This is a genomic window from Streptomyces sp. NPDC058335, from assembly GCF_042723915.1.
Classification (GTDB): Bacteria; Actinomycetota; Actinomycetes; order Streptomycetales; family Streptomycetaceae; genus Streptomyces.
On record NZ_JBHXHX010000009.1, the window covers coordinates 1 to 14,107 of the forward strand.

Consider the following 14,107-nt stretch of genomic DNA (forward strand, 5'->3'; position numbering starts at 1 on the left):
GGGGGCGGTGGGGCCGGGTGGGGCTGCCAAGCTCGCGCCCCCGGGGGGGGGGGGCCCGGGGGGTGGGGGGGGGGGGGGCGGGCGGGGGGGGGGGGGGGCCCCCGGGGGGGGGGGGGGCACCCCGGTCAGGCCTGCTTGGGTGCGGTGGACGGCCGTAGGCGCAGGGTGAAGGAGTGCCCGGCCGGGTCCCCGTACTGGCGCTCCTCGAGCGGGCCGTGGGCGCCCCTGGTCTCCAGCGGGCGTCCGCCGAGGCCCACGATCCGGCGTTCCGCCTCGTCGAGGTCCTCCACCAGGAACTCGAGGTGGGCCTGGAGCGAGTTCTCGGGGCGGGGCCAGCTCGGCGGGGTCGCGTTCGCGTCGCGCCGGAAGGCGATCCGGAAACCGGCGGCGCCCGTGATCTCCACGAGGTTGGCGTTCGCGTCGGTCTCCTCGGTGTCCAGCAGGGCCTTGTAGAACTCGGCGAGCTTCTCGGGCTCGGCGCAGTCGAGCACCACGATGCCCGCTTTCACCAGTGCCATGTCTCTCCTCCGCGAGGTCCGGTGGCGGGGCGGACCCGTGCCGCCCCCGAACCCTGCGGATACCCCGGATTCAGTCGGCCACCAGCCACTCCCCGTCCCGCATCAGTTCCCGCCCCTCCGGTGCGTCGGTCTCGCGCCAGGCCTGGATGCGGCGCGGCCGGACGTAGAAGTACAGGTAGGGCTCGGGCAGTTCGCGCGGGTCGAAGCCGGTCTTCGCCTCGAAGATCTCGGCGTCCTCCTCCGGGAGGTCGGCGGGTTCCACGGCCAGGGCCGAGCCCTCGATGAGCACGACGTCACGGGTCGGGCCGATGCCGAGACGGGCGACTCGGGTGGCGCTCAGGTTGCGCCCGGTGCGGCTCGCGGCCGGGGTGGCGATGAGCAGGGTCGCGCCGTCCCAGACGTAGGAGAGCGGGATCAGGTAGGGGGCTCCGCCCCGCTCGGCGGCCGTGGCGACCCAGGCGTCGACGTCGTGTTCCAGCCGGCGCAGGGTGTCGTGCTTGCGCTGCTGCGGGGAGCGTGCGGGTGCTGAGGTCATGATCCCAGTGTGGACGTCGGGAGGCTCGCTCGCAGGGTCTCGCCGTCCGGTGGCGGCGCCACGGCTACAGGGCGCCGCAGGACAAGGGTGTGCGGGCCGAAGCCGTGCCGTGCGTAGAAGCGGACGGCGTCGGTGTCGTCGGTGTACGCGGTCACCTCGGCCTGCCGGGCGCCCTGTTCGCGGGCCCGGTCGGCGAAGGCCTCGACGAGCCGCGCACCCGCCCCGGACCGCCGGTGGGCGGCACGGACGTGGATCCCGACGAGGGTCGCCGAGGTCACCGGCGGCACGGCGGTGCCCACCGCGACCGACCCGCTGAGATGCCCGACCACCCGCCCGCCGCGCTCGGCCACGAGCACCGGCCGCGTGGGGTCGCCGAGCGCGGCGGCGAAGGACGCGGCGCCGTGCTCACGCGGCCGCTCACCTCTTGATCACTCATGCACCGGCCAGCTGCGACCACCGACAACGCCTGCCCCCCCCCTGACTTCTGGACACCTGTCCATCTATAGTGGACACCTGTCCAAGAAATGAGGAAGACGATGGAAGCCGTCGCCGGTGTTCTCGTGGGGCTCGTCGCCGCACTGCATCTCTACATCCTGGTGATGGAGATGTTCCTGTGGCAGAAGAAGCAGGGGCGCTCGTTCCACGGGTTCGACGCGGAGATGGCGCGGGCGACCGCCCCGATGGCCGCCAACCAGGGGCTCTACAACGGGTTTCTCGCCGCGGGCCTGGTCTGGGGGCTGATCGCCGGTGACCCGACCGGTTTCCGGGTGCAGGTCTTCTTCCTGTCCTGCGTGATCGTCGCGGGCGTCTACGGGGCGGTCACGGCCAACCGCCGGATCCTGGTCGCGCAGGCGCTGCCCGGCGCCCTCGCCCTGGCCGCCGTCCTGATCGCGCCGTGATCCGCGGCGAGCCGGAGGACCCGCGGGCGGCCCGCACCCGGGCGAGGCTGCGCACCGCGCTCCTCGCCGAGTGCGCCGAACGGCCGCTGGCGGAGGTCGGTGTGGCCGCGCTGGTCCGCCGGGCCGGCGTCGGCCGGGCCACCTTCTACGTCCACTACGACGACCTGGAGGCCCTCGCGGTCGACGCGTGCGCGGACGTCGTACGCGAGGCGGTGGAGGCGCTGCACTCCTGGCGGGGCCGGCCCGATCCGGTGCGCGCCCCGGCGGCGCTCGGGGAGTTCTTCGCGTCTCTGACCCCGCACGCGGCGCTGTACCGGGCCCTGTTGACGCCGGGCGGCGGGGGGCCGCTGGGCCGGGTGCTGCACCGGGATCTGCGGGCCTACAGCCTGCGGGAGCGCGAGCGGGCGGGCGCGGCGGACGCGCCGCTGGTCGCCTCGGCCGTCGCCGCGACGTTCGCCGGGGTGCTCGCGGACTGGCTGCACGGCCTCCTGGGCGCCGGCCCCGCCGAGATCGCCGACCAGGTGTGGCAGTTGCTGGTCGCCCTGCACGCGAGCCGCTGAGCGCTCACATGCACGCCACCCCGTCCGTCGCCGAGGGCCAGGCCTCGACGCCGTCGGGAGTGCGGACGTACGCCGTCCCGCGGTCGTCCGTCAGCCACAACTGCCGGTCGCCGTACCGGTATCCGGTGTCGCGCGCGCCGGCGGGCAGCGGGACCTCGGGGTCGTACGGGGCACTCAGCAGGCCGGTTCCGAGGGCGCCGTCGGGGTCGCGGACGTAGGTCGTGGCCTGTTCGCCCCGGCCGAGCGTCAGGAAGCGGGCGGTCTGCCAGTCGCAGTGCTCGGGGCCCAGGGAGCTGTGGATCCGCGCGATCGGCTGCCGCCTGCCGTGCACGTCCGTCCAGAACTCGTAGCGACTCGAGTCGGTGAATTCCGCCGGGAGTTCGGCCGGGTCGCAGGAGGCGCTGGTCTCCGGGCCCCAGCCGGGCCGTTCCTTCTGGTCGTGGGCGACCACGACGGCCACCTTGGTCCGGCCGCCGACGTCGAAGGAGTACAGGACCCGGTCCGTCTCGCGGCGTTCCACGCGGTAGCCGGAGAGGGGCACTTCGGGGGCGAAGAGGTCGAAGTGGAGCCGCAGCCCGTCCTCCGGGGTGTCGCCGCCGTCGCCGCTCCCCCAGCCGTCGGGCCCGTTGCCCCCGAAGATCTCCCCGTCGCACTCCAGGGCGCGGCCCGCAGCGCCGGTCACGGCGAGCAGCGCCCGCTGGGTGCTCCCGTCCACGTCCTTGGTCGGGATGTCGAGCGCGCCGCTGTACGGGGTGGCGGGCGGAGTCCCCTCGACCACCACGTCCTCGCCCTCGGCGCCGCATCCCACGGCCACCACCGCCGCCAGTGCCGTCATCGCCACGAATCCTCTGCGCATTCTTCCGCCCCTGTTCCACCGGCCGCTCCTGCGCTTCTGCGACGCGGCGGGGGCCCGGAACGTTCAGCGGGCCGTCTGGAACGTCTTCCGGTACGCCTGGGGCGAGACGCCGATCGCCGCGTGCAGGTGCTGGCGCAGCGAGGCGCCGGTGGCGAAGCCGACCCGGCCGGCGACCTGGTCCACGGTGAGGTCGCTGGACTCCAGCAGGTGCCGGGCGTGCGCCACGCGCTGCTGGATCAGCCAGCGGCCGGGGCTGAGTCCCACCTCGTCGTGGAAGCGGCGGGCGAAGGTGCGCAGGCTCATCCGGGAGTGCGCCGCGAGGTCGGCGAGGGTGAGGGGTTCGCCCAGGCGTCGCAGGGCCCAGGCGCGGGTGGCCGCCGTGCTGGTGGCGCCCGCCTCGGGCACCGGCCGCTCGATGTACTGGGCCTGGCCGCCGTCCCGGAAGGGCGGGACGACACAGCGGCGGGCCACCGTGTTGGCGAGGCCGCTGCCGTGGTCCTTGCGGATGAGATGGAGGCAGATGTCGACGCCGGAGGCGGCGCCCGCGGAGGTCAGCACCGGGTCGTCGTCGACGAACAGGACGTCCGGGTCGAGGTCGACATGCGGGAACAGCCTGCGGAACTCGTCGGCGAGCTGCCAGTGGGTGGTGGCCCGGCGACCGTCGAGGAGACCGGCGGCGGCGAGCACGAAGGCGCCGGTGCAGATGGACACGATGCGGGTGCCGGGGCGGATGCGGGCGAGGGCGGCGGCGACCTCGTCGGGGAGGACGGCGGTGACCCGCGAGGAGGACACGGGAGCGATGACCACGGTGTCGGCGGTCTCGAGCGCCTCGGGGCCGTGTTCGACGCCGATCGTGAAGTCCGCGTCGGTGCGCACCGGACGGCCGTCGACCGTGCAGGTCAGCACCTCATAGCGGCCGTCGGCCGCGCCGAGGATGCGGCTCGGCATGCCGAGTTCGAAGGGATAGACACCGTCGAGGGCGAGGACGACCACGCGTTCGGGATGCCGCTGCTTGCCACGCATGGCACGATTCTATCGAAGAGTGGCAATCATGCCATTGGCTGGGTGCGTGGACCCTGGCAGGCTGTGGCCTCATGAGTACTGAGCGCACGATGCGCGTCATCGGACAGGACGTCCTCGGGGGACCCGAGGTTCTGAAGGTGGAGACGGTGGAGCGGCCCGAACCGCGCCCCAACGAGGTACTGGTGCGGGTGCGCGCCGCCGGGGTGAACCCGACGGACTGGAAGCACCGTGCCTCGGGCGGCTTCCTCGGCAAGCCGCCGTTCACCCTGGGCTGGGACGTCTCCGGCACGGTCGAGAAGGTGGGCATCGGCGTCGCCGCCTTCGCGCCCGGCGACGACGTCTTCGGCATGCTGCCCTATCCGCACGGCCACGGCTCGCACGCCGAGTACGTCGTCGCCCCGGTCCGCGCCCTCTGGCACAAGCCCGCCTCGATCGACCACGTGCAGGCTGCCGCACTGCCGCTGGTGTCGCTGACCGCGCTCCAGGCGCTCGGCGAGGCCGCCGATCTCCAGCCGGGTCAGCGGGTGCTGATCCACGCGGCGGCCGGCGGCGTCGGGCATGTGGCCGTGCAGATCGCCAAGGACCGCGGCGCGTATGTGATCGGCACGGCGAGCGCGGCCAAGCACGACTTCCTGCGGGAACTGGGCGCCGACGAGGTGATCGACTACCGGGAGACGGACTTCACCGAGGCCGTGAAGGACGTCGACGTGGTGCTGGACACCATCGGCGGGAGCACCTCGACGGGTTCGCTGCGGGTGCTGCGTCCGGGGGGCGTCGTGGTGTCGATCCTGCCGGTCGGTTCCCGGAAGTTCTTCGACGAGGCCGAGGCGCTCGGCGTGCGCGCGGTGCGCATGCTGGTGGACGCCGACCGGGCCGGGATGCGGCGGATCGCCGAGCTGGTCGATGCGGGCAGTCTGCGCGCCACGATCGCCGGGACGTTCCCGCTGGCCGATGCCGCCGAGGCGCACCGGCTCGGCGACACCGGGCGGACCACCGGGAAGCTGGTCCTGACCGTCGACTGACGGTCGGTCAATCCCCGAAGGTGAGCACGGGCTTGATGGTCCGGCCCTTGGTCATGTCGCGCACCGCCCGGTCGATGTCCTGGAACGGATAGGTGCCGACCAGGCGGTGCAGCGGGAGCCGCCCCTCCTTGACCAGCCGGACCAGGGCCGGGATGAAGGTCTGCGTCTCGCTGTCGCCGAGGGTGAGACCGACGACCCGCTTGCCGCTCAGCAACCCGTTGACGTCCAGGGCGACTTCGGTACCGAAGGGCGGAGCGCCCACGACGACCAGGGTGCCGCGGGCGGCGAGCGCGTCGACGCCCTGGCGGAGCACGGCGACGCTGCCCGTGGTCTCCACGATGCCGTCGGCGCCGCGGCCGCCGGTGATCTCCGCGAGGGCCGGGCCGAGGTCGGCCTCGCCCGCGTTCACGGTGTGGGTGGCGCCCAACTCCTTGGCCAGGTCGAGGCGTTCGGTGACCCTGTCGACGGCGACGACGGTGGTCGCCGGGCCGAGGGCGGCCGCCATCACCGCCGACAGGCCGACGGCACCGGCGCCGAGCACGACGACCGTGCCGCCGGCCGCCGGCTTCAGTACGTTCCACACGGCACCGACGCCCGTCTGCACTCCGCAGCCCAGCGGAGCGATCGAGGCCAGCGGCACCTCGGGGTCGACCTTGACGAGGCTGCGCTCGTCCACCAACGCCCGTTCGGCGAAGGAGGACTGGCCGAAGAAGTGGCCGCCGAGCGCCACTCCGTCCCGGCTGACGGTGGCGGTGCCGTCGGCGCGGCGGCCGCCGAGGAGGTTCAGCGGCAGCCAGGACGCGCAGTAGGCGGGGTGCCCGCCGTGGCATTCGCGGCACGCGCCGCAGGAGGTGAAGGACAGCACGACGTGGTCGCCCGGGGCGACGCCGGTGACGGCCGCCCCCACCGCCTCGACGACTCCCGCGCCCTCGTGGCCGAGGACGCCGGGCAGCGGGAAGGGCAGCCCGCCGCTCGCCACGCTCAGATCGGTGTGGCACAGCCCGGCCGCCACCAGCCGGACGACGGCCTCGTGCGGGGCGGGGTCGTCCAGGACGACCTCGGACAGGGTGAAGGGGGCTCCGCCGGACTCGACGACGGCCGCGCGCGTGATGAGGGACATGCGGCGAACTCCTTTGGTACGGCGCTCAGTCGAGCGAGAGGACGACGGACTTGACCTTGGTGTAGGAGGCGAGCGCCTCGGGCCCGTACTCGCGCCCGAAGCCGGACTCCTTGACGCCGCCGAAGGGGACGGCGGGGTCGAGCATCGCCCAGTCGTTGACCCAGACGATCCCGGCCTGGAGCCGGTCGGCGACCCGGTGGGCGCGGGCGAGGTTCCCGGTCTGCACCCCCGAGGCCAGGCCGTACGGCGTGGAGTTGGCGAGGGCGATCGCCTCGTCCTCGCTGTCGAAGGGCTGGACGGTGAGGACCGGGCCGAACACCTCCTCCTGGATCACGCGGGAGTCGTTGGCGAGGTCGGCGATCACGGTGGGCCGGTAGTAGTAGCCGCCGTCGAGGTCGAGACGCTCTCCGCCGCAGACGATCCGGCCGCCCTCCTCGCGGGCGAGGGCGACGTACTCCTCGACCTTGCGCAGGTGCCGCTCCCCCGCCATCGGGCCGACGACGGTCTCCGGCAGCCTCGGGTCGCCGACCGGGACGCCGGGGACGGCCTCGGCGAGGATCTTCAGCAGGGTGGCGTGGACCGGGCGGGCCACCAGCAGGCGCGGGCCTCCCATGCAGAACTGGCCGGTGTTGAAGACGAAGGCCTTGATGACCGCGCCGACGGCCCTTTCCAGGTCGGCGTCCTCGAAGACGAGGTGCGCCGCGTTGCCGCCCAGTTCCATGGTGACCGGCTTGAGGGTCTCGCCGGCGACGCTCGCGGCGTGCCGGCCGACCGCGGTGGAGCCGGTGAAGGCGATCTTGTCGACGCCGGGGTGGCGCAGCAGCGCCTCGCCGGCCACCGGGCCGGTGCCGGTGACCACGTTGACCACGCCGTCGGGGACGCCCGCCCGCTGGAACAGCCCCGCCATGTAGAGGGCGCTGAGCGGGGTCTCGTCGGCGGGCTTGTGGACGACCGTGTTGCCGGCCGCCAGCGCCGGGGCGATCTTCGAGCCGGCCAGGATCAGCGGGAAGTTGAACGGGGTGATCGCGGCGACCACGCCGAGCGGGCCGCGCTTGGTGTAGGCGAGGGCGTTGAGCGGGGTGTCGCGGGTGGCGCCGTCCAGGGTGTGGGCCAGGGCGGCGTAGTACTCGTAGTCGTTCGCCGCGTTGGTGACGTCCACGGCGCGCGCCAGGGTGATCGGCTTGCCGACGTCGAGGCTCTCCAGGCGGGCGATCTCGTCGGCCTCCTCGCGGATCAGCTCGGCCACGCGGTGCAGGACGCGGCCCCGCTCCCGGCCGCTGAGGCGGGACCACGGTCCGGTGTCGAAGGCCTCGCGGGCGGCCCGCACGGCCGCGTCCACGTCGGCGGCGCCGGCCGCGGCGACGGTGGTCAGGACCGTGCCCCGGGACGGGTCGACCACCTCGGTGCGGGCTCCGTCGGCGGCTTCGCGCCACTGTCCCCCGACGAAGAGTCGGCCGGGGCCGGTCGGGTCGGTCTCGAAGGTGGTCATGGCCACTCCTCAGCATCGTCGCCAAGTTTTCAACAAACAGGATTCCTGTTGGTCCGCAGTCTCATTACAGACAGGTTTCCTGTCAATGCTCTAGGCTCCGGTCTCATGGTCGGCACTCACACAGCCAAGGCACCCCCGTCCCTGCTCTACATGGTGAAGCAGGTGGAGCTGGTCGTGCGCTCCCACCTGGACGAGCTGGTCAGGCCGTCCGGGATCACGGCGCTCCAGTACACGGCCCTCACCGTGCTGGAGCGGCACGACGGACTGTCGGCCGCGCAGCTGGCCAGGGACTCCTTCGTCACCGCCCAGTCCATCGCCGACGTGGTGCGCTCCCTGGAGAGCCGGGGGCTGATCCGGCGCGAACGCAATCCTCGCAACCGGCGTGAGTTGCTGATCCTGCTCACCGACGAGGGCCGGCAGGTGCTCGACCGGCACGCCGGGCCGGTGCGGGAGCTGGAGGAGCGGATGGTGCGGGACCTCACCGACCGCCAGGCCGAGCAGTTCCGGCAGGCGCTGTCCAAGGCGTGGCAGGCCCTTTCGTAGGCGCGCACGCCCCCGTCGGAGGGTATTCTTCACCACTTCGTTCACGGCACGAAAAAACTCGGTCGAGACACGTCCTCATTTCGAAGACATATGTCAATCGAACATGCTGGAATTCACTCCACCGGGGGTACCTTGCTGGGGTGGGGAACTGCCGCGCGCGCCCCCGCCGTTGGAGGCTCCCGACCGGTGGAGCTGTGTGGGAGGCGATGTCGTCGTGCAGCATGAACCCGCCGCGGACACCCCGCATCTGCGCGTCCGCGAGGACCGGGGATACACGGTGCTGGAGTTCCGCGGCGAGATCGACATCGTTGCCGCGACGGAGATCGGCTCGCACCTGGACAGCGCCACGGCCGGTCCCGCCCCGCGCGTGGTGCTCGACCTGAGCGGGATCGAGTTCTTCGACTGCTCGGGCCTGCGCCTGCTCTACCGCGCCCGCGGCCGGGTCCTGGACCACGGCGGCGACCTGCACCTCGTCTGCACCCACGCGCTGACCCTGCGCATCCTGCGGGCCACCGGCCTGTCCCGGCTGCTGCCGCCAGCGCCCAGCCTGGACGCCGCTCTGGCACGGCCCGGGGCCACGTCCGGCTCGTTATGACCCTGATGACCCCGCCCGGGGACTATCCGGCCCGGTCCGCGTCGAACAGGGCGCTCACCGACTCACCGTTGTGAATGCGCCGTACGGCCTCGGCGAGGGCCGGGGCGATGGACAGCACGCGCAGCTTGTCGGTGTGTTCCCCGGCGGCCACGGGCACGGTGTTGGTGCACACGATCTCCAGTACGTCCGGCTGCTCGCTGAGCCGCTTGAGGGCGCCGCCCGCGAAGAGTCCGTGCGTGCAGGCCACCCGGATCGACCGCGGCTCCGACTCCCGGAGCCGGTCCAGGAGTTCGAGGACGGTGCTGCCCTTGGCGATCTCGTCGTCCAGCACGATCACATCCCGTCCGGTGACCTCGCCGATCACCGTGTTGATGCTGACCCGGTCGTCGGGATACCGCTGCTTGGCCCCGGCCGCCACCTGCGCTCCGAGCATCCGGGCGAACGCGGCGGCCTCCTTGGCGTTGCCGAGGTCCGGTGAGACGACGGTCGTCCGGGTGAGGTCGTAGCGGCGGAAGTGGGCGGCGAGTTCCCGGCGGGCGTGCAGATGGTCGACGGGGACCGAGAAGAAGCCGTGCACCTGCGGCGAGTGCAGGGTCATGGTGAGGACCCGGTGCACTCCTGCCGCCGCCATCAGATCGGCGACCAGCCGTCCGCCCAGGGAGATGCGGGGCTCGTCCTTCTTGTCGGAGCGGGCGTAGGAGTAGTGCGGCATGACGACGGTGATCCGGCCCGCGGACGCCCCGCGGGCCGCGTCGCACATCAGCAGCAGCTCCACGAGGTGCTCCTGCACGGGCCGGACCAGGGGCTGCACGAGAAAGACATCGCGTTCCCGGCAGTTCGCCTGGAGCTGGACCTCCAGGCAGTCGTTGGCGAACCTGCTGAGCCGGGACGGGCTGAGGGGCACGCCGAGGTGGGCACAGACCTCGGCGGCCAGGTCGGGGTGGGCGCTGCCGCTGAACACGGAGATGTCTCGCACTGAGGGCTCCTCGGATGACCCTGGTCCGGCGGGATCTCCCATGCTGGCCGATCTCACCCGTCCCGTCACCCTCACCCGTACGCCGTCCGGACCCGCCGCGGCCCGGCCCCGGCCCGGAAGCCACCGGCACAGGTCCTCAACGGGCGGGCCTGTCGCGGCATTTGGCGGGCATCAGGTGTGCAGGAAGGAGGACCGTCGACATGACGACTTCCATCAAGCGCCTCCCCGGGCGCATGCCCGGCTGGGCCAAGATGCTCACCGCCGTCGTGGTCGTGCTCGTCGTGATGTTCGCCGGGATCCGGCTCAGCCTGCTGCCGGGACTGCGCGACTTCTTCGGCACCGAGACCCACGACCGTTCGGGGCCCGCACTGCTCAGGTCCATCCAGGACATGAGCCGCTACGAGGCCGCCTCCGGCAACTTCCAGGTCGTCGTCGACCTGGAGAAGGACGCCAAGTACCTCCCCGACGCGCTCCGCGGCACCCGCACCCTGTACGTCGGGGCGGGCACCGTGGACGCCTACGTCGACCTCGGTCAGGTCGGCGACAAGGACGTGACGGTCGACGCCGACCGCACGTCGGCCACCCTCCGGCTGCCCCACGCCCGGCTCGGCACACCGGCCCTCGACCCCGACCGCTCCTACGCCGTCTCCAAGCAGCGCGGTCTCCTCGACCGGCTCGGCGACCTCTTCTCCGACAACCCCAACGGCGAGCAGGCCGTGCAGAAGCTCGCGGCCCGGCACATCGGCGACGCGGCGAAGGACAGCGAGCTGACCGCGCGCGCCGAGACCAACACCACCAGCATGCTCCAGGGCCTGCTGCGCTCCCTCGGCTTCGAGGAGGTGCGGGTGACCTACGGCGCCTGACCTGCTGGGCCTGATCCAGGAGTGACCAGGCCCGGCAGGGCCGGCCCCGCTCCGGGTGCATGGCGCCGGCGAGGCCGGGGTCACCCGACGGCGAGGGAGGGGGCCGCCGAGCGCACGAACGGGCACCGCGGGTGGGGGGACGGGGAACCGGGATCCGGCCCGTCGCATCCTCCCGCCGTTCGGGGGTAACCGCCCTACCACGCAGGCAAGTTGAAGACTGGAGGACCGCATGGACCGTGCAGCCCTACGTCCGCGTGCCGCCGCACTGCGCGTGCGCACCGCGTTTCGCCTGCGCACCGCCAAGCCCGAACCGCCGGCGGAGGCCGCGCCCGCCAAGAGGGGCAAGGGGGCGAAGGCCGGCAAGGGGGCGCCGAAGCCGTCCGGTGGCTCGGAGCGGGGCGGGCGTCGGCCGCTGCCGCTCCCCCTGCGGCTGCTGGCGATGCTGCTCGCCTTCGCGTTCATGGTGGCGTTCGCCGTCGTGCTGGCCCGGCTCACCCTGGAGCCCTCCCCCGCCTCCGAGTCGCTGGTGCACTCCAACCTGCGGCCCGGCCGGTCGCTGCGGGCGTATCTGGACCAGCCGGAACTGCGCGACGCGGTGAAGCAGATCGGCGGGAATCTGCTGCTCGGTGTGCCGTTCGGTGTGCTGGTGCCGGTCGTCGCGCCCCGGGCGCGCGGACTGGTGCGGGTCCTGCTGCTGACCGCGAGCGTGATGCTGCTGGTGGAGTTCGCCCAGGGTGCGCTGGTGACCGGCCGCGCCTTCGACGTGGACGACGTCATCCTCAACACGGCGGGCGCGCTCGTCGGTTATCTGCTGGTGGGCCGGCGGATGGGCCGGGCCGTGCACGCGCGGGAGCGCCGGGTGTGACGACTCGGGCGGCGGGCGGCGGCGCTAGTGGCGTCGGGGGCTCCAGGTGTACCGGTCACCGCCCACCCAACGCACCACGTCCGGGTCGTCGAGGTCGTGGACGATGATCCCGAACGCGGCGGCCGTCTCGAGGACGTCGGTGACGGCCCTGGCCTCACCGACCACCTCACCGTCGATTTCCACGATGCGGAACGGGGACTCGCCCGGCTGCACCCCGAGCACCGTGATCCGCGGTCGGGAGATGTAAGGGCTCGCGATTTCGGTCATGCCATAGAGCCTAAATCGCAACCGGCGGGTAGGAATCACCCGATTCTGTCCTCGGCTCGGCTTTTCCCGCCGTTGAGCAGGTCCAGCACGGCCGCCTCGACGGCACCCTGTGTGGCCGGCCGCCCGAACGCCCCGTGTTCGCCCAGCCGGGTGAGCGCGGGGGCGATCGTACGGCCCTGGTCGAACAGCTCGAAGACGCGCGGGTCGATGTAGGAGGCCCGGCACACGGCGGGCGTGTTGCCGAGGTACCGGCTGACCTCCCGCACCGCGCGGGCGGCCTGCCGGCGCCGGGCGGCGGGGGTGGCGCGAGCCTCCCCGGTGGTGACGGCGAGGGCGACAGCGGCGAGCACGGTGGCGTGCCAGGTGCGGAAGTCCTTGGCGGTGACGTCGGTTCCGGCCAGCCGGCGGAGCGCCTCGTTCAGGTCGCCGCCGTGCAGGTCGTGCCAGGCGCCCCGTTCCCAGAAGACCAGCAGCCGCTCCCCGCCGCGGCGGCGCCGCAGCAGGGCACGGACCACGGCGTGGGCCTGCTCGTCCACCAGCGCCCGGACCAGCTCCGTGCCGCCCTTGGCCGGGAAGCAGAACGCCAGCTCGCCGCGCCCGCAGGTGACGTGCTCACGCAGCATCGTCGTCAGTCCGTACGTCTCGCTCACCTTGGTGTGCCGGTCGCTGCCGATCCGGAAGAAGCCGAGGTCCAGCAGGCGTACGGCGCACGCGGTGACGCGGCTCCGGCTCAGGCCGCGGCCGGCGAGGTCGGCGGAGACCCGCGCCCGCAGCTCGGGCAGGGCACGGGCGACCACGCGGACGTGGGCGTGCTTGGCCTGCTCCTGCTGGGCGCGGAAGCGCTCGTGGTAGAGGTACTGGCGGCGGCCGGCGTCGTCGGTGCCGACGGCCTGGAGGTGGCCGTCGGGCCAGGGGCAGATCCACACGTCGCGCCAGGCGGGCGGGATGGTCAGGGCGCGGATCCTCGCGAGCTGCTCCGGGTCGGTGAGGGGGCCGCCGTGCTGGTCGCAGTAGCGGAAGCCCCGGCCGTGGCGCAGCCGGGTGAGGCCGGGGCCGTCGCAGGAACTGGTACGGAGTCTCACGGCCGGCCGTTCAGGGCCTGCGCCAGTCGTCGCCGCCGAGATGCGATCCGGCCTGGGGGCCCATCCGGAGCATGCCGCCGTCCACGCTCCAGGAGGCGCCGGTGACGTAACTGGCGTCCGGCCCGGCGAGGAAGGCGATGACGGCGGCGACCTCGCGGGCGTCGCCGGGGCGTCCCAGCGGGACACCGGGGCGCTTCTGCGTGTGCGGGTCGGTGTCCTCCTGCCCCGTCATGGGGGTGGCGATCTCGCCGGGCGCGACGGCGTTGACGGTGATGCCGTACTCGGCGAGTTCGAGGGCCATGACCTGGGTGAGCAGGCCCAGGCCGCCCTTGGCCGCGCAGTACGGTGCGGCGCCGACGCGCGGCTGGTGCTCGTGGACGGAGGTGACGTTGACGATCCGGCCGCCGTCGCCCTGCCGGATCATGTGCCGGGCCGCCTTCTGCCCGCACAGGAAGGGGCCGACGAGGTCGACGTCCAGGACCCGTCGCACCTCGTCCGGCTCCAGGTCGAGGAAGGGCGTCATGGTGCCCGTACCGGCGTTGTTGACGAGGACGTCGACGCGGCCGAGCCGCTCGCACAGCTCGTCGACGGTGTCGGCGGCGGAGGGCAGCCGGGTCAGGTCGAGCTGGGCGACGGCGGCCCGCCTGCCGTGCGAGCGGACCTCCTCGGCGGTCTCCTCGGCCCCCTTCAGGTCGCTGTGCCAGGTGATCCCGACGTCCATCCCCGCCGCGGCGAGGCGTACGGCGGTGGCGCGGCCGATGCCGGAGTCGGCGCCGGTGACGAGGGCCACCTCGGGGCGGGGGACGGTCGGGGCGGACATCGGCGGCCTCCTCGGGAACGGCGAGGTTGTCGGGACGTCGCAGTACCCGGGTGGGTACCGGGCAAACCGGCGCC

17 protein-coding genes and 1 pseudogene are annotated in these 14,107 nt (G+C 73.2%); 7 read left to right on the plus strand and 11 right to left on the minus strand.

Translation table 11 applies throughout. The annotated features are described in order from the left end of the window. Positions 1-125: 125 nt before the first annotated feature. The 3 genes and pseudogenes from ACFWJX_RS18795 to ACFWJX_RS18805 form a co-directional block, all read right to left on the minus strand. The gene (locus tag ACFWJX_RS18795; RefSeq protein WP_383244058.1) at positions 126-518 is read right to left on the minus strand and encodes a VOC family protein; all 393 of its coding nucleotides are present in this window, start codon (positions 516-518) and stop codon (positions 126-128) included. 70 nt (positions 519-588) lie between these two features. Further along, positions 589-1,053 carry a pyridoxamine 5'-phosphate oxidase family protein gene (locus tag ACFWJX_RS18800; RefSeq protein WP_383244061.1) on the minus strand — a complete coding sequence of 155 codons (465 nt, stop codon included), beginning with the start codon at positions 1,051-1,053 and terminating at the stop codon, positions 589-591. Continuing rightward, positions 1,050-1,436, minus strand: a pseudogene (locus tag ACFWJX_RS18805) (GNAT family N-acetyltransferase); the annotation flags it as partial. The gene ACFWJX_RS18800 and the pseudogene ACFWJX_RS18805, both read right to left, overlap by 4 nt. Positions 1,437-1,589: 153 nt before the next feature. Between ACFWJX_RS18805 and ACFWJX_RS18810 the strand changes: the two are divergent. After that, on the plus strand, positions 1,590-1,952 hold the full coding sequence (locus tag ACFWJX_RS18810) for a DUF1304 domain-containing protein (protein WP_383244064.1): 363 nt from the start codon (positions 1,590-1,592) through the stop codon (positions 1,950-1,952). Then, on the plus strand, positions 1,949-2,512 hold the full coding sequence (locus ACFWJX_RS18815) for a TetR/AcrR family transcriptional regulator (RefSeq protein WP_383244067.1): 564 nt from the start codon (positions 1,949-1,951) through the stop codon (positions 2,510-2,512). The genes ACFWJX_RS18810 and ACFWJX_RS18815 overlap by 4 nt, the downstream gene beginning before the upstream one ends. 4 nt (positions 2,513-2,516) lie before the next feature. Here the strand turns inward: ACFWJX_RS18815 and ACFWJX_RS18820 are convergent, their stop codons facing one another. Together ACFWJX_RS18820 and ACFWJX_RS18825 are read right to left on the minus strand one after the other, a co-directional pair. Further along, entirely contained in the window at positions 2,517-3,368 is an 852-nt protein-coding gene (locus tag ACFWJX_RS18820) for a hypothetical protein (protein ID WP_383244070.1), read from the minus strand. A gap of 63 nt (positions 3,369-3,431) precedes the next feature. Further along, positions 3,432-4,391 (minus strand): GlxA family transcriptional regulator, encoded by a 960-nt coding sequence (locus ACFWJX_RS18825; RefSeq protein WP_383244073.1) that lies wholly within the window; start codon positions 4,389-4,391, stop codon positions 3,432-3,434. 71 nt (positions 4,392-4,462) lie between these two features. Here ACFWJX_RS18825 and ACFWJX_RS18830 point away from each other — a divergent pair, with 71 nt between their 5' ends. After that, the gene (locus tag ACFWJX_RS18830; RefSeq protein WP_383244076.1) at positions 4,463-5,413 is read left to right on the plus strand and encodes an NADP-dependent oxidoreductase; all 951 of its coding nucleotides are present in this window, start codon (positions 4,463-4,465) and stop codon (positions 5,411-5,413) included. Positions 5,414-5,420: 7 nt separating this feature from the next. Here the strand turns inward: ACFWJX_RS18830 and ACFWJX_RS18835 are convergent, their stop codons facing one another. Both ACFWJX_RS18835 and ACFWJX_RS18840 read right to left on the minus strand, forming a co-directional pair. Next, the gene (locus ACFWJX_RS18835) at positions 5,421-6,533 is read right to left on the minus strand and encodes an NAD(P)-dependent alcohol dehydrogenase (protein WP_383244079.1); all 1,113 of its coding nucleotides are present in this window, start codon (positions 6,531-6,533) and stop codon (positions 5,421-5,423) included. 25 nt (positions 6,534-6,558) lie between these two features. Beyond that, positions 6,559-8,022, minus strand: a complete 1,464-nt coding sequence (locus ACFWJX_RS18840) for an aldehyde dehydrogenase family protein (RefSeq protein ID WP_383244082.1) — start codon at positions 8,020-8,022, stop codon at positions 6,559-6,561. Between the two features lie 105 nt (positions 8,023-8,127). Here ACFWJX_RS18840 and ACFWJX_RS18845 point away from each other — a divergent pair, with 105 nt between their 5' ends. Both ACFWJX_RS18845 and ACFWJX_RS18850 read left to right on the plus strand, forming a co-directional pair. Next, on the plus strand, positions 8,128-8,565 hold the full coding sequence (locus ACFWJX_RS18845; protein ID WP_383244085.1) for a MarR family winged helix-turn-helix transcriptional regulator: 438 nt from the start codon (positions 8,128-8,130) through the stop codon (positions 8,563-8,565). A gap of 214 nt (positions 8,566-8,779) precedes the next feature. Continuing rightward, a complete protein-coding gene (locus tag ACFWJX_RS18850; protein WP_383244088.1) occupies positions 8,780-9,160 on the plus strand; it encodes an anti-sigma factor antagonist in 381 nt (126 codons plus the stop codon). 22 nt (positions 9,161-9,182) lie between these two features. Here ACFWJX_RS18850 and ACFWJX_RS18855 read toward each other — a convergent pair whose 3' ends face one another. Beyond that, the gene (locus ACFWJX_RS18855; RefSeq protein WP_383244091.1) at positions 9,183-10,136 is read right to left on the minus strand and encodes a ribose-phosphate diphosphokinase; all 954 of its coding nucleotides are present in this window, start codon (positions 10,134-10,136) and stop codon (positions 9,183-9,185) included. 200 nt (positions 10,137-10,336) lie between these two features. On the opposite strand from ACFWJX_RS18855, the gene ACFWJX_RS18860 reads away from it, so the two are divergent. Both ACFWJX_RS18860 and ACFWJX_RS18865 read left to right on the plus strand, forming a co-directional pair. Continuing rightward, entirely contained in the window at positions 10,337-10,999 is a 663-nt protein-coding gene (locus ACFWJX_RS18860; protein WP_383244094.1) for a DUF4230 domain-containing protein, read from the plus strand. A 229-nt stretch (positions 11,000-11,228) separates the two neighbouring features. Continuing rightward, entirely contained in the window at positions 11,229-11,864 is a 636-nt protein-coding gene (locus ACFWJX_RS18865; protein WP_383244096.1) for a VanZ family protein, read from the plus strand. A gap of 24 nt (positions 11,865-11,888) precedes the next feature. On the opposite strand, the gene ACFWJX_RS18870 is transcribed toward ACFWJX_RS18865, so the two are convergent. Genes ACFWJX_RS18870 through ACFWJX_RS18880 form a run of 3 tightly spaced genes read right to left on the minus strand, consistent with a single transcriptional unit; the run spans position 11,889 to position 14,033 of the window. Next, positions 11,889-12,131 carry a hypothetical protein gene (locus ACFWJX_RS18870; RefSeq protein ID WP_383244099.1) on the minus strand — a complete coding sequence of 81 codons (243 nt, stop codon included), beginning with the start codon at positions 12,129-12,131 and terminating at the stop codon, positions 11,889-11,891. 35 nt (positions 12,132-12,166) lie between these two features. Next, positions 12,167-13,213: a DNA topoisomerase IB gene (locus tag ACFWJX_RS18875; protein ID WP_383244101.1), complete on the minus strand. Its 1,047-nt coding sequence runs from the start codon at positions 13,211-13,213 to the stop codon at positions 12,167-12,169. Positions 13,214-13,223: 10 nt separating this feature from the next. After that, a complete protein-coding gene (locus ACFWJX_RS18880; RefSeq protein WP_383244104.1) occupies positions 13,224-14,033 on the minus strand; it encodes an SDR family oxidoreductase in 810 nt (269 codons plus the stop codon). Between the last annotated feature and the right edge of the window lie 74 nt (positions 14,034-14,107).

Bases quoted from the DNA above. Each gene is read 5' to 3' on its own strand.
- ACFWJX_RS18865 (WP_383244096.1), top strand. From the start codon at position 11,229: ATGGACCGTGCAGCCCTACGTCCGCGTGCCGCCGCACTGCGCGTGCGC.
- ACFWJX_RS18820 (WP_383244070.1), bottom strand. From the start codon at position 3,368: ATGCGCAGAGGATTCGTGGCGATGACGGCACTGGCGGCGGTGGTGGCC.
- ACFWJX_RS18835 (WP_383244079.1), bottom strand. From the start codon at position 6,533: ATGTCCCTCATCACGCGCGCGGCCGTCGTCGAGTCCGGCGGAGCCCCC.
- ACFWJX_RS18880 (WP_383244104.1), bottom strand. From the start codon at position 14,033: ATGTCCGCCCCGACCGTCCCCCGCCCCGAGGTGGCCCTCGTCACCGGC.
- ACFWJX_RS18860 (WP_383244094.1), top strand. From the start codon at position 10,337: ATGACGACTTCCATCAAGCGCCTCCCCGGGCGCATGCCCGGCTGGGCC.
- ACFWJX_RS18825 (WP_383244073.1), bottom strand. From the start codon at position 4,391: ATGCGTGGCAAGCAGCGGCATCCCGAACGCGTGGTCGTCCTCGCCCTC.
- ACFWJX_RS18795 (WP_383244058.1), bottom strand. From the start codon at position 518: ATGGCACTGGTGAAAGCGGGCATCGTGGTGCTCGACTGCGCCGAGCCC.
- ACFWJX_RS18810 (WP_383244064.1), top strand. From the start codon at position 1,590: ATGGAAGCCGTCGCCGGTGTTCTCGTGGGGCTCGTCGCCGCACTGCAT.
- ACFWJX_RS18840 (WP_383244082.1), bottom strand. From the start codon at position 8,022: ATGACCACCTTCGAGACCGACCCGACCGGCCCCGGCCGACTCTTCGTC.
- ACFWJX_RS18845 (WP_383244085.1), top strand. From the start codon at position 8,128: ATGGTCGGCACTCACACAGCCAAGGCACCCCCGTCCCTGCTCTACATG.
- ACFWJX_RS18800 (WP_383244061.1), bottom strand. From the start codon at position 1,053: ATGACCTCAGCACCCGCACGCTCCCCGCAGCAGCGCAAGCACGACACC.
- ACFWJX_RS18830 (WP_383244076.1), top strand. From the start codon at position 4,463: ATGAGTACTGAGCGCACGATGCGCGTCATCGGACAGGACGTCCTCGGG.
- ACFWJX_RS18870 (WP_383244099.1), bottom strand. From the start codon at position 12,131: ATGACCGAAATCGCGAGCCCTTACATCTCCCGACCGCGGATCACGGTG.